We start from the raw sequence: 14,096 nt of genomic DNA, 5'->3' as shown, positions 1-14,096 counted from the left end.
CGTGACTTGTCTCTGCAATCAGCAAACGGTTCAAACTCGAAAGCAGAACGTGTTGCGATTCAAGAAGAAGTGACCGCGCTAAACGACGAACTAAACCGCATCGCAGAAACCACTTCTTTCGGTGGTAACAAGCTACTAAACGGCACACACGGTGCGAAATCGTTCCAAATCGGTGCGGATAACGGCGAAGCAGTGATGCTTGAGCTAAAAGACATGCGTTCAGACAACAAAATGATGGGCGGTGTGAGCTACCAAGCTGAAAGTGGTAAAGGTAAAGACTGGAACGTTGCTGAAGGTAAGAACGACCTAAAAATCAACCTAACGGACAGCTACGGCCAAGAGCAAGAAATCAACATCAGCGCAAAAGCGGGTGACGATATCGAAGAGCTTGCGACTTACATTAACGGTCAAACTGACCTAGTGAAAGCCTCAGTAGACCAAGACGGTAAACTGCAAATCTTCGCTGGCAACAACAAAGTCGAAGGCGAAGTCGAGTTTTCAGGCGGCCTATCTGGTGAGCTAGGTTTGGGCGAAGGTAAAAAAGTAACGGTAGATACTATCGACGTAACCTCAGTTGGTGGCGCACAAGAATCTGTTGCTATCATCGATGCAGCACTGAAATACGTAGACAGCCACCGCGCAGAGCTGGGTGCATTCCAGAACCGTTTCAACCACGCAATCAGCAATTTGGACAACATTAACGAGAACGTGAATGCGTCGAAGAGCCGTATCAAAGATACTGACTTCGCGAAAGAAACGACGGCAATGACCAAGTCACAAATTCTATCGCAAGCGTCAAGCTCAATCCTTGCGCAAGCGAAACAAGCGCCAAACTCAGCGCTAAGTCTGCTAGGTTAATTTCAAACCTAAGACGAGAACCTCATTGGCTCGTGGTGAGAGATGAGCGAGTAAACCCAGCTTCGGCTGGGTTTTTTTCTGTCTTTTGGGGCCCCAGGATTTCTGCGAATCACGACATTAGAGCTTCATCACATTTCAGTAAGCCAAAGAAAATAATCGCAAAAAATTGAAAATTTCTTCTAAAGGATATTCATCGGTCGCCGTTAAAGGGACTGAGAGAAATGAGATGTACCTAAGTGAGGTGAGAGACACGACGGTACATTCACTAAAGCCTTAAGGAGATCAATTATGGCGATTAACGTTAATACTAACGTTTCTGCGATGACTGCACAGCGTTACCTAAACCAGGCAGCTGACGGTCAACAAAAATCAATGGAGCGTTTGTCTTCGGGTTATAAAATCAATAGCGCGAAAGACGATGCTGCAGGTCTACAGATTTCAAACCGCTTGAATGCACAAAGCCGTGGCCTAGACATGGCAGTGAAAAACGCAAACGACGGTATTTCTATTGCACAGGTTGCTGAAGGTGCAATGAATGAATCTACCAACATCCTACAACGTATGCGTGATCTTTCGCTTCAATCTGCGAACGGTTCTAACTCAAAAGCAGAGCGTGTAGCGATCCAAGAAGAAGTAACAGCGCTAAACGACGAGCTAAACCGTATTGCTGAAACTACCTCTTTCGGTGGTAACAAGCTTCTAAACGGTACTTACGGTACTCAATCTTTCCAAATCGGTGCGGACTCAGGTGAAGCAGTGATGCTTTCTATGGGTAACCTACGCTCAGACACTTCAGCAATGGGTGGTAAGAGCTACGCAGCAGAAGAGGGTAAAGACGCATCTTGGACTGTTGGTGAGAAAACAGAGTTCAAAATGAGCTACACCAACAAGCAGGGTGAAGAGAAAGAGCTATCAATCAGCGCTAAGCAAGGCGATGATATTGAACAGCTAGCGACATACATCAACGGTCAAAACGATGATGTAAAAGCCTCTGTTGGCGAAGATGGCAAACTACAAGTATTTGCTTCTTCTCAAAAAGTTGAAGGTGATGTTGAGTTTTCTGGCAACCTAGCAGACGAGATCGGCTTTGGTGGTCCGAAAGACGTAACAGTGAAAGACATCGACGTAACCACAGTAGCTGGCTCTCAAGAAGCAGTAGCGGTTATCGACGGCGCTCTTAAGTCCGTAGACAGCCAACGAGCTTCACTCGGTGCTTTCCAAAACCGCTTCAACCACGCAATCAGCAACCTAGACAACATTAACGAGAACGTTAACGCGTCTAAAAGCCGTATTAAAGATACTGATTACGCGAAGGAAACCACTGCGATGACTAAGTCGCAAATTCTTCAGCAAGCAAGTACTTCAATCCTGGCTCAAGCGAAGCAGTCTCCATCTGCAGCGCTAAGCTTGTTGGGCTAAGTGGTAAACCCAGCCTGAGGTCAACACCTTAGTGCTGGGGCACCAAAGCGATAGGTTCTATCGTTAGCCCATAAGGTGGAAGGGAGATTGTAATGGATATATCCTCCTACGCATCGAACATCCAGCCTTACGGCACGCCAAATGGCACAAAGTTTGCAAATAAAAATGGCAATGATATAGGCACGTCTAGCCCAGCAAATTCAAATGGTGAGATTTCGCCGCAAAAAGCGAAAAACACCGAATACGACTTCTCTGTTCAAGCTGCGCTCGAGATGGCTGAAAGCCGTCAAGAACTGAACAAAGAAGAACGTGAAAAATTGGTCGCACAAATGAATGAATTTGTAACGTCCATAAACAAAGGAGTCGCATTTCGAGTGGATGAAGAATCCGGACGAGATGTGGTGACGATTTATGAAGCCAATACCGGTGACGTGATTCGTCAAATTCCTGATGAAGAAATGCTAGTGGTATTGCGTCGCCTAGCTGAGCACACAGCCAACAGCGGGTTGTTGACTGAAAAAGTGTAAGTCGTTTTTAGAGGTGATTTGATGAGTTTAGGCCCTTTGGGGATGTCTGGCGGCATGGATATTAATTCCATGGTCAGCAAAATTGTGGATGCCGAACGCGTACCAAAGCAGCAACGCATCGACAACGAACGCACGACAATTAATGCCAGTATCAGTGCTTACGGACGACTCAGAGAATCATTGGATACGATGAAAAATCTCATGGCGAACTTTCGTCAGGAGAAAGCATTTGCCGTTCGCACCGTCGAAACGACCAATGACAATATTGTATCTGCCACGGCAACCACAGATGCTATCGCTGGCAAATATGCTATCGATGTGTTGCAGCTTGCTCAGAGCCATAAAGTCGCTTCTGACGTATTGCCAGAAGACGCAAAATTTGGCCCTGGTAAGCTGCAGATTTCGCTTGGTGATGAGCGTTTTAATATCGATGTTCGTTCCCGATCTAAGCTCATCGATGTCGTACGTGGCATCAATGGCGCTAAAGATAACCCTGGCGTTCGTGCATCTCTTATTAACGACGTCGAAGGTCCACGCCTTATCCTTGCTTCTAACCTCTCTGGTAAGGATCATCAAATCAGAGTCAGTGTGGAGGCAGAAAAAGGCAACCCTCTTAAATATTTCGAATACCAAACACTTGAAGACCGCGTCAACGCGCTTGAAGAAGCTCGTTCAGCGGCGGAAGATGTCTTAGGTCCTCTTAAATTTCCGGAACAACCAGCAGAAGAGCTGGATGCAAACGGCAATCCTCTACCTCCAGAAGAGCAAAAAGCGGCAGACGATGTACAAGATGATGCATCGCAAGCGCCAATCTCTGCGGAGGGTGCAGAAGCAGCCAAAGCTGGTCAAGAAGCCATTGATGAAGCCAACCGACGCGCGAGTTTACGCCCTGAAGACAGAATTCCAGGGTGGACAGAAACTGCGTCAGGTACTTTGTTGGACTCTTATGAAGAACCAGAGCTCGAACTCGACGAAAAGGCAATAGAGAAGGCACCAGATGTTCCAGGCTGGAATAATGCCGCATCGGGCACCCTAACCGATTCTTACGTTACGACGAAAGAGGCTAAGCAGCTTCTTGAGCAAGAAAAAGCGGAAATCGAGCAAAAAATTGCGAGTGAAAAGCAAGCGTTAGACGAAAAAGTGGCACGTGGTGAACTGTCCGAAGCGCAAGCTAAGCAAATTCATCGCGCTAAACTTGATCCTCAAGAACGTGAGCGTCTGGAAAAAATTGATGAAGCAGAAGCGAAAATCGCAAAGGCACAATCTGCTTTTGAAGAATACCTTGGGATGACAGAAGTACAAGCAGGGCAAGATTCAGAAGTTCTGCTTGATGGAGTGGCAAAGCTATCTAGCCACAACAATGTGATTGAAGATGCGATCGAAGGTGTTGATTTAACGCTAAAAGGCAAATCAGAACCGAATAAACCGCCTGCTGAAATTGGTGTCGAGTACGACCGTCAAAGTGTACGCAACGATATCGAAAACTTTGTGGCAGCGTATAACTCGTTTTATCAAACCTCCCAAGCGTTGGCGAGTGTGGATCCGGTAACTGGTCAAAAAGGGCCGTTGTCAGGTGACAGCACCGTACGCAGTGCAGATTCACGATTAAAATCGGTCTTTTCTACTCGAATCGATAAGGCGCCTGAAAACCTAAAGTCCTTAACAGAATTTGGCATTACGACCACACGTCAAGGCACCCTAGAAATCAACTATGACATGCTAGATCGCCAGTTGAACAATAACTTCAACGAGTTAGAAAAGTTCTTCGGTGGCAACACAGGTTTTGCTAAACGAGTAGAAGATGCGATTCACGGTATCACAGGTATTACAGGCAGTATTCGTACTCGAGAAAAAAGTCTCACAGAACAAAACTACCGTTTGAGTGACGATCAAGCGGCATTAGATCGCCGCATGGAAAGCCTAGAGAAGCGTACTCATGCGAAGTTTACCGCGATGCAAGATGCAACCGGTAAAATGCAAGGCCAGTTAGGCGCTTTGATGAGTGCGTTGGGTTAATAAATGCAAAAAGAACTCATGGAAATTAGTGATATAGATCAACTAATTACGCAAGAATTAGAAAAAATTGATTTTAATGCTGAAGAAATTCTTCGCTTGGTCGATATCAGGGAACGGTTATTGCAAAACCTGTTACCAATTATTCATCAAAATCCTTTGGTTAAGCAGGATGCAGAGTGGCAAGCGTTGCTAACTCGTACCAAAAGAATTGTCGAGCTGATGCAATCGGAAACGTCAAAGGTCGGAAAAGAGCTCCATAAGTTTCGTTATGGCCAGCGTTCACTTCAGCAGTACAAAAAATTTATTTAAAAGAGGATTACTATGCGCGGTTCTTTGCAAGCATACAAAAAGGTATCAGTCGACAGCCAGCTTAGCGCGGCTTCTCCGCACAAAGTCATTCAAATGCTTATGGCTGGTGCGATTGAGCGCCTTATTCAAGGTAAAGCAGCCATGCAAGCAGGCAATATTCCAGCAAAAGGTGAGCGCTTGGGTAAAGCGTTAGACATCATTATCGCGCTACGCAGCTGTCTATCTATGGATGACGGTGGTGATATTGCTTCAAACTTAGATTCACTGTATGAGTTTATGATCACGCAAATTTCTGCTGCTAACCATCAAAATGAGCCTCAGCTGATCGACGACGTTATCGACATTATCCGTGAGATCAAGTCCGCTTGGGACCAAATCCCAACAGAGTTTCATAATCTTACCGCTGCTGAAGTTGGTATTTAATAGTCAAAACAATGCGTTAAGATACTAGACGAATATATTTGTCAATTGCGCAACGAGTTGTGTAGCAAAGTTTCTATCAAGCTCACACCTCTCCATTGCTTGGTTGCCTTATTTTTATATTCAAATAAAATAGAAGCCATTAGTAGCCCTAATGGCTTTTTTGTTGCTGATTTTCCTATTTTGTCTATCGTAAATTGAGTGTGGTGGTTCTGCCTTCTTTAGCACCCAATTGCGCAAATCAAGGTTTGGCCGCAACGCACCTAAAATAAAGGCAATCATTCTTACTTATGCATGGTTTGGCAAAGCTGCTTGTAATTGATGATGACGCATCAAGTCGTTTAAATTTAAGCAATATATTGGAATTTGTTGGAGAAAATTGCGAAGCGGTCAGTTCTGATCAGCTCAGCGATGTTGATTGGTCTAGCGTATGGTCGTGCTGTATTGTTGGTAATATTCCAGCAGGTCAAGCGGCGAGTACGGTTATCTCTCATTTAAACAGCGCTTACCACATCCCTCTTCTAGTCATGGGCCGTTTTCCTTTGCCTGTTGATGATCTTCCAAATTTTGTTGGTGAACTAGAGCTGCCGCTTAATTACCCACAGCTTAGTGAAGCGTTACGCCACTGCAAAGATTTTCTGGGGCGAAAAGGAGTGAATGTTGTTGCTAGTGCACGCAAAAACACGCTTTTTCGCAGCTTAGTTGGTCAAAGTAGAGGTATTCAAGAAGTTCGACACCTGATTGAGCAAGTATCAAACACGGAAGCAAACGTGTTGATCTTAGGTGAGTCCGGTACGGGTAAAGAAGTTGTTGCGCGTAACATCCACTATCATTCTTCATACCGCGATGGCGCATTTGTACCTATTAACTGTGGTGCAATACCGCCTGAGCTCCTAGAAAGCGAATTATTTGGTCACGAAAAAGGCGCGTTTACTGGTGCGTTAACTGCCCGTAAAGGTCGATTTGAGCTCGCAGATGGTGGCACTATCTTTCTTGATGAGATTGGCGATATGCCAATGTCGATGCAAGTAAAGTTGCTTCGTGTATTGCAAGAACGCTGCTTTGAACGTGTAGGTGGCAATAGTACCATCAAGGTAAATGTTCGAGTTGTGGCGGCGACACACCGTAATCTAGAAAATATGATTGAAGAAGGCACGTTCCGAGAAGACTTGTTCTATCGTCTGAACGTGTTTCCAATTGAGATGCCAGCGCTGAAAGAGCGCAAACAAGATATACCATTGCTGCTGCAAGAACTGATGACACGTTTAGAGGCGGAAGGCGGACAACCTATCTGCTTTACACCTCGTGCAATCAACTCACTGATGGAGCATAACTGGCCGGGCAACGTACGCGAGTTGGCTAATCTTGTTGAGCGAATGATTATTCTGTATCCAAATAGCTTGGTGGATGTAAACCATCTACCAACCAAATATCGCTACAGTGACATCCCAGAGTTCCAACCAGAGAGCAATCCATTTGTTTCGGTGGAAGAGCAAGAGCGTGATGTATTCCAAGATATCTTCTCTGAAGATTTTAGCTTTGAAGATCAAGACGACCTTGATCACAGCATGAACGCCCCGCAAGCGCTGCCACCGGAAGGGGTTAATTTGAAAGAGCTGCTGGCTGATTTAGAAGTTAATATGATCAGCCAAGCATTAGAAGCGCAGGGTGGCGTTGTAGCGAGAGCGGCCGACATGCTGGGTATGCGACGTACTACGCTGGTGGAAAAAATGCGTAAGTACAACTTACAGCGCTAGGTAAAGTGAAGTTTTAAGACGATATCTGAATTATCACTTGTGCTAGTTAACATCGTTTTTCTGGCATCCAAAACTGTTATCTCTGAGTGTCAACTTATTGTCGATAGCTTAACGTCCTGATAAATATAAAAAATAGCTTGGTACGCTAATTGCTTACCAAGCTATTTTAGTTTTAGCGGCGATATTTCGACAGGCAGTAATGGATAACAACACCAATCAATCCCATTTAGATTCCGTAGAGAATCAGGTTGAGCGCTACAAACAGGTGCTCGATGTGATGCCTGCTGGAGTGATTTTGCTCGATACGTACGGAGTAGTGCGTGAAGCAAATCCAGAAGCGCACCGAATTCTTGAGATTCCACTGGTTAACGAAAAATGGTTCAACGTTATCCAGGCGGTGTTTGACCCACGTGAAGATGATGGCCACGAAGTTTCATTACGTAATGGCCGTAAAGTTCGACTCGCCATCTCGGCGTCCACAACAGGTCAATTGATCCTGATTACCGATTTAACCGAAACCCGTTTACTTCAAGCTCGTGTCAGTGATTTACAGCGCTTATCGTCGTTAGGACGTATGGTTGCGTCGCTTGCTCACCAAGTAAGAACGCCGCTGTCGAGCGCTATGTTATATGCATCCAATTTGGGAGCGCCAAATCTTCCTCCAGCGACAAAAGATCGCTTCCAAACCAAATTAATGGATCGACTGCACGATTTGGAAAAGCAGGTTAATGATATGCTGCTTTTTGCTAAAGGTGGTGATAATAAAGTCATTAAGCCATTTACGATTGCCCAGTTGGTAGCGGAATACCAGCCGATGGTCGAAACCGCGCTAAAAAACAACAGTATTGATTACTGCCTAGAAGTGGAAGAAGAACAAACTGAACTACTAGGCAATGCGAACGCCATTGCATCCGCATTAAGTAATCTGGTCATGAACGCGATTCAAATGTCTGGTAAAGAATCGCAAGTCGATATTTTTTTCCGCCCGGTAAATGGTGAGTTACGCATTTCTGTGCAAGACAGCGGACCGGGTGTGCCCGAAGAACTGCAAGCCAAAATCATGGAGCCATTTTTTACCACACGTTCTCAAGGAACTGGATTAGGGTTGGCAGTTGTTCAAATGGTTTGCCGTGCCCATGACGGTCGATTGGAACTTATTTCAGAGCAGGGTGATGGAGCCTGCTTCACCATGTGCATTCCGCTAGAGCGAGTGCAAACAGAAGCGCAATAAGCGGCTTTTGGTAATAACAATTTCTGGAGAATCATAATGGCGCAAAGCAAAGTGCTGATCGTAGAAGACGATGAAGGTCTTCGTGAAGCCCTAGTCGATACTCTGGCTCTGGCAGGGTATGAATGGTTGGAAGCGGACTGTGCTGAAGATGCACTGTTGAAGCTGAAATCGAATACGGTTGATATCGTCGTTTCTGATGTGCAAATGGCGGGTATGGGTGGCTTAGTTCTGCTCAAAAGCATCAAGCAGAATTGGCCTAACTTACCAGTATTGCTAATGACGGCGTACGCCAACATTGAAGATGCCGTGTCTGCAATGAAAGATGGCGCGATCGACTACATGGCGAAACCATTTGCACCAGAAGTGTTGCTAAATATGGTCAGTCGTTATGCACCGATAAAAAGTGATGACAACGGTGATGCCATCGTTGCTGATGAGAAAAGTCTGCGCTTACTCGCGTTGGCCGATAAAGTGGCACGTACAGATGCGAATGTTATGGTGCTAGGTCCGAGTGGCTCAGGTAAAGAAGTGATGTCGCGCTATATTCACAACGCGTCAAATCGTAAAAATGGTCCTTTTGTCGCAATTAACTGTGCCGCGATTCCTGACAATATGCTCGAAGCAACACTGTTTGGCTATGAAAAGGGCGCATTTACTGGTGCTGTTCAGGCATGCCCAGGAAAGTTTGAACAAGCGCAAGGTGGCACAATCTTGCTTGATGAAATCAGCGAAATGGACTTGAACCTGCAAGCGAAATTATTGCGTGTTTTGCAAGAGCGAGAAGTAGAGCGCCTTGGCAGTCGCAAAAGCATCAAGTTAGATGTTCGTGTGTTAGCGACGAGTAACCGTGATCTTAAGCAATACGTGTCAGAAGGAAACTTCAGAGAGGACTTATATTACCGCCTGAATGTATTCCCAATTTCGTGGCCTGCACTTAAAGAACGTAAAGGCGATATTGCACCGCTTGCCAAGCATCTTGCTGAGCGTCATTGCAGCAAAATGGGCATGCCAGTGCCTCAATTCTCGACCGTTGCGTTAGAAAAACTATTGCAATACCCTTGGCCGGGTAATGTTCGTGAATTGGATAACGTGGTTCAACGAGCGCTGATATTAAGTGAAAATGGCGACATCGATGCAGAGCACATTTTGCTTGAGGGCGTAGATTGGCAAGATGCCAATAGCTTGCAACACGTGGTGCAAAATGCAGATATGGTCGTGCCCAATGTTAAGCCAGTTGCTCAAGCTGAGAGTGTTAGCCGCCCAGTAACTGGTGGAGAAGGCTTAGGTAGCGAGCTGCGCGATCAAGAATACGCCATTATTTTGGAGACTTTGGTTGAGTGTAATGGTCGACGCAAAGAAATGGCGGAGAAACTGGGTATAAGCCCTCGAACCTTGCGCTATAAGCTTGCCAAAATGCGTGATGCTGGTATAGATATCCCGAATTAACACAGACAACGGCCATAAGACAAAAAGTGTAAGTAAATTGATTGCTAATGTCTTATGGCACGTTAATTGCTGTGTCAATAATCAGTTTTGTTAATAGTCAATCTTTTGGCTTAGAGGTGCTAATGAAAATTGATGGTATTCAGGCAGAAATGCGCGCCATGATGGTAGAAGCAACCAATACGGCTCCTACTGCAAGTGGGGCGAAAGTTGGAGCGGATTTTAACGATCTCCTAACTAAAGCCATCAATAACGTGAACACACTTCAAAAAGCATCTGGTGATTTACAAACCCGTTTTGATCGTGGTGATGCCGATGTATCCCTTTCTGACGTTATGATCGCTCGTAACAAGTCTAGTGTCGCTTTTGATGCGACGGTTCAAATTCGCAATAAACTCGTTGAGGCATATAAAGACCTCATGAACATGCCAGTGTAATTTAGGTAATAAGTGTGGCAGACAAGTCTACAGATTTAACCGTCACTGAAGGCGGCTCAGATGGTGCACTGGTAGCAAGTTCCGATGTGGATGTGGAGAGTCAAAATCCAGATCTAGAGGAGCGCAGTGCGTCAAAATTCGATATGGCAGTGGGCGACCTCGATTTACTTCGTCAGGTTGTGCTTGTGCTGTCGATATCCATCTGTGTTGCATTGATCGTGATGCTGTTCTTTTGGGTCAAAGAACCGGAAATGCGCCCACTTGGTGCGTATGAGACCGAAGAATTGATCCCCGTTCTGGATTATCTGGACCAGCAGAAAATCAATTATAAGCTTGATGGCAATACTGTTTCTGTTGAATCGAGTGAGTACAACTCGATCAAACTTGGCATGGTTCGTTCCGGCGTTAACCAAGCTACAGAAGCAGGCGATGATATTTTGCTGCAAGACATGGGCTTTGGTGTTTCACAACGTCTTGAGCAAGAGCGTCTGAAACTCAGTCGAGAGCGCCAATTAGCTCAAGCAATTGAAGAGATGAAGCAAGTTCGCAAAGCACGAGTGTTATTGGCACTGCCAAAGCACAGCGTGTTTGTGCGTCATAACCAAGAAGCGTCTGCGTCGGTATTTTTGACATTGTCGACAGGCACTAACCTTAAGCAGCAAGAAGTGGATTCTATTGTCGACATGGTAGCGAGTGCCGTGCCGGGAATGAAAACTTCTCGAATTACCGTCACAGATCAGCATGGCCGCTTACTCAGCTCAGGCTCCCAAGATCCTGCTTCTGCGGCACGACGCAAAGAACAAGAATTAGAACGCAGCCAAGAGCAAGCGCTGCGCGAAAAAATTGATTCCGTACTATTACCGATTTTAGGTTATGGCAACTATACGGCGCAGGTTGATATCCAAATGGATTTCAGTGCGGTTGAACAAACTCGCAAACGCTTTGATCCGAACACCCCTGCGACCCGCAGTGAGTACGCACTCGAAGATTACAATAACGGTAACATGGTAGCGGGTATTCCGGGTGCGTTGAGTAATCAGCCTCCAGCGGATGCCTCAATTCCGCAAGATGTGGCTCAAATGAAAGATGGTTCTGTCATGGGGCAGGGGTCAGTTCGTAAAGAGTCCACGCGTAACTTTGAGCTAGATACCACCATCAGCCACGAGCGAAAGCAGACCGGGACGGTGGCTCGTCAGACCGTTTCTGTTGCGATTAAAGACCGTCGTCAAGTTAACCCTGATACGGGTGAAGTGACTTATACCCCAATGTCCGAATCTGAAATCAATGCCATTCGCCAAGTATTAATTGGTACCGTTGGCTTTGATCAAGGTCGTGGCGATTTACTGAATGTATTGAGTGTAAAGTTTGCTGAGCCAGAGGCTGAGCAGCTAGAAGAACCACCAATTTGGGAGCACCCTAACTTCAGTGATTGGGTTCGTTGGTTCGCAAGTGCATTAGTGATTATTGTGGTTGTGTTGGTTCTGGTTCGCCCAGCAATGAAGAAATTGCTTAACCCTACCAGCGATGATGAAGACGAAATGTACGGACCAGACGGCTTGCCGATTGGTGCGGATGGTGAAACTAGCTTGATTGGCAGTGACATCGAAAGCAGCGAACTGTTCGAGTTTGGCTCAAGTATTGATTTGCCAAACCTTCATAAAGATGAAGATGTATTGAAAGCGGTTCGCGCTCTGGTTGCGAATGAACCTGAACTGGCTGCTCAAGTAGTGAAAAACTGGATGAATGACAATGGCTAACGATATCGTACCTAAAGATGACAACGCCGCGGGAATGCCAGTAGAGCTGGATGTTTCAACCATTACTGGCGAAGAAAAAGCGGCAATTTTGCTACTGAGCCTTAATGAACAAGATGCAGCTGGCATTATCCGTCACCTAGAACCAAAACAGGTTCAGCGTGTTGGTAGTGCGATGGCTCGCGCGAAGGATCTCAGCCAAGACAAGGTATCTGCTGTTCATCGTGCGTTTTTGGAGGATATCCAGAAATACACCAACATTGGTATGGGCAGCGAAGACTTTATGCGTAATGCACTGGTTGCCGCTCTTGGTGAAGACAAAGCCAACAACTTAGTTGACCAGATCCTACTTGGTACGGGCTCAAAAGGCTTGGATTCTTTGAAATGGATGGACCCACGCCAAGTGGCGAGCATTATCGTCAATGAACACCCACAGATTCAAACTATCGTACTGTCTTATTTAGAAGCAGACCAATCTGCAGAGATTTTGTCTCAGTTCCCTGAGCGCGTGCGTTTGGATCTGATGATGCGTATTGCCAACCTTGAAGAAGTTCAGCCATCAGCATTGGCAGAGTTGAACGAAATCATGGAGAAACAGTTCGCGGGTCAAGCGGGTGCACAAGCAGCCAAAATTGGCGGCCTGAAAGCAGCAGCGGAGATCATGAACTACCTAGACAACAACGTCGAAGGTTTGTTAATGGAACAAATTCGCGATCAGGACGAAGACATGGCGACGCAAATCCAAGACCTAATGTTTGTCTTCGAAAACTTAGTCGAAGTGGACGACCAAGGTATTCAGAAGTTGCTGCGTGACGTACCACAAGACGTGTTGCAAAAAGCACTCAAAGGTGCAGATGACTCGTTACGTGAGAAAGTCTTCAAGAACATGTCTAAACGTGCTGCTGATATGATGCGTGATGATATAGAAGCGATGCCGCCAGTACGAGTGGCAGATGTAGAAGCCGCTCAGAAAGAAATCTTAGCAATTGCCCGTCGAATGGCGGATGCTGGTGAGCTCATGTTGTCTGGCGGTGCTGACGAATTCTTATAATTTCTATTGCTTCGCAATTATCCTATTGCGGAGCACCCTCACTTCTTAATCGAACACACAATAGGTAACCCATGGCTGGCGATAGAAAACGTGGATTTATCCGTCCTGATGAAGATGATTCGATGATCGAACCTCAACGTTGGGGGCTGCCTGATTATGGCGAGCCTAAAGCCAAACAAGCAAAACAAACCGCGTTCAACTATGACCCGGGATGGGTGCCGAATTTTGATGAGCCTGAAGAAGAGCAGCCACTTGCGCTAACTGAAGAGCAAATTGAACTGATTAAGCAAGGTGCTTATCAAGAAGGCTTACATCAAGGTCAGGAAGCTGGCTTTAAGCAAGGTTACGACAAAGGTAAAGAAGAAGGGTTGCAAGCCGGCCATGCTGAAGGTCTCGAGCTCGGAAAAGCTGAAGGGGTAACTGCAGGGCAAGAATACATTCAGCAGCAAGTTGAAACTTTTATGAACTTGGCCAATCAGTTTGCTCAACCTTTGGAGTTGATGAATGCTCAGGTTGAAAAGCAGCTGGTGGATATGGTGCTCTGCTTAGTTAAAGAAGTGGTGCACGTTGAAGTACAAACCAACCCTCAAATTATTTTAGATACAGTGAAGCAGTCGGTTGAAGCGCTACCAATATCAGGCCACCCTATTACCTTGCACCTGAATCCAGAAGATGTCGCGATTATTCGTTCAGCTTATGGTGAAGAAGACCTTGATTGTCGCAACTGGACGTTAGTTGCTGAACCATCGCTCAATCGAGGTGACGTCCAGATTGAAGCCGGTGAATCAAGCATTAATTATCGCATGGAAGAACGCGTCAAAAGCGTATTGCACAGCTTTTGTGGCGCAAACCGTCATCAAGAGGGTGAGTAATC

The 14,096-nt window shown here is 45.9% G+C and carries 13 protein-coding genes; all 13 read left to right on the top strand.

Features of this window, described 5'->3' with window-relative positions:
• Positions 1 to 858: flagellin (locus R7044_RS16515; RefSeq protein ID WP_225455689.1), on the top strand; the 858-nt coding region annotated here is incomplete at its 5' end.
• Positions 859 to 1,146: 288 nt separating this feature from the next.
• Complete coding sequence (locus R7044_RS16510) at positions 1,147 to 2,277, top strand: flagellin (RefSeq protein ID WP_005380449.1); 1,131 nt, start codon at positions 1,147 to 1,149, stop codon at positions 2,275 to 2,277.
• A gap of 92 nt (positions 2,278 to 2,369) precedes the next feature.
• A complete protein-coding gene (flaG, locus tag R7044_RS16505) occupies positions 2,370 to 2,804 on the top strand; it encodes a flagellar protein FlaG (protein WP_005380451.1) in 435 nt (144 codons plus the stop codon).
• Positions 2,805 to 2,825: 21 nt separating this feature from the next.
• Positions 2,826 to 4,820 carry a flagellar filament capping protein FliD gene (gene fliD, locus R7044_RS16500; RefSeq protein WP_213897684.1) on the top strand — a complete coding sequence of 665 codons (1,995 nt, stop codon included), beginning with the start codon at positions 2,826 to 2,828 and terminating at the stop codon, positions 4,818 to 4,820.
• Positions 4,821 to 4,823: 3 nt separating this feature from the next.
• Positions 4,824 to 5,129 (top strand): flagellar protein FliT, encoded by a 306-nt coding sequence (locus R7044_RS16495; protein ID WP_005380456.1) that lies wholly within the window; start codon positions 4,824 to 4,826, stop codon positions 5,127 to 5,129.
• Positions 5,130 to 5,141: 12 nt separating this feature from the next.
• The gene (gene fliS / locus R7044_RS16490) at positions 5,142 to 5,552 is read left to right on the top strand and encodes a flagellar export chaperone FliS (RefSeq protein ID WP_005380457.1); all 411 of its coding nucleotides are present in this window, start codon (positions 5,142 to 5,144) and stop codon (positions 5,550 to 5,552) included.
• A 287-nt stretch (positions 5,553 to 5,839) separates the two neighbouring features.
• Complete coding sequence (locus tag R7044_RS16485; protein WP_005384490.1) at positions 5,840 to 7,306, top strand: sigma-54 dependent transcriptional regulator; 1,467 nt, start codon at positions 5,840 to 5,842, stop codon at positions 7,304 to 7,306.
• 199 nt (positions 7,307 to 7,505) lie between these two features.
• Complete coding sequence (locus R7044_RS16480) at positions 7,506 to 8,537, top strand: sensor histidine kinase (protein ID WP_005380459.1); 1,032 nt, start codon at positions 7,506 to 7,508, stop codon at positions 8,535 to 8,537.
• Between the two features lie 36 nt (positions 8,538 to 8,573).
• Entirely contained in the window at positions 8,574 to 9,983 is a 1,410-nt protein-coding gene (locus R7044_RS16475; RefSeq protein ID WP_225455688.1) for a sigma-54-dependent transcriptional regulator, read from the top strand.
• Between the two features lie 122 nt (positions 9,984 to 10,105).
• The gene (fliE, locus tag R7044_RS16470; RefSeq protein ID WP_005384482.1) at positions 10,106 to 10,417 is read left to right on the top strand and encodes a flagellar hook-basal body complex protein FliE; all 312 of its coding nucleotides are present in this window, start codon (positions 10,106 to 10,108) and stop codon (positions 10,415 to 10,417) included.
• 14 nt (positions 10,418 to 10,431) lie between these two features.
• Positions 10,432 to 12,174: a flagellar basal-body MS-ring/collar protein FliF gene (fliF, locus tag R7044_RS16465; RefSeq protein ID WP_005380462.1), complete on the top strand. Its 1,743-nt coding sequence runs from the start codon at positions 10,432 to 10,434 to the stop codon at positions 12,172 to 12,174.
• Complete coding sequence (gene fliG, locus R7044_RS16460; RefSeq protein WP_205390972.1) at positions 12,167 to 13,222, top strand: flagellar motor switch protein FliG; 1,056 nt, start codon at positions 12,167 to 12,169, stop codon at positions 13,220 to 13,222. Before fliF ends, fliG begins: the two co-directional genes overlap by 8 nt.
• 71 nt (positions 13,223 to 13,293) lie before the next feature.
• Positions 13,294 to 14,094, top strand: a complete 801-nt coding sequence (gene fliH / locus R7044_RS16455; protein WP_005380472.1) for a flagellar assembly protein FliH — start codon at positions 13,294 to 13,296, stop codon at positions 14,092 to 14,094.
• Positions 14,095 to 14,096: the final 2 nt, after the last annotated feature.

The sequence above is a fragment of the Vibrio sp. 1402 genome (assembly GCF_033340275.1).
The sequence above is the reverse complement of the archived record's forward strand: the minus strand, read 5'-3'. Positions and strand labels throughout refer to the sequence as shown.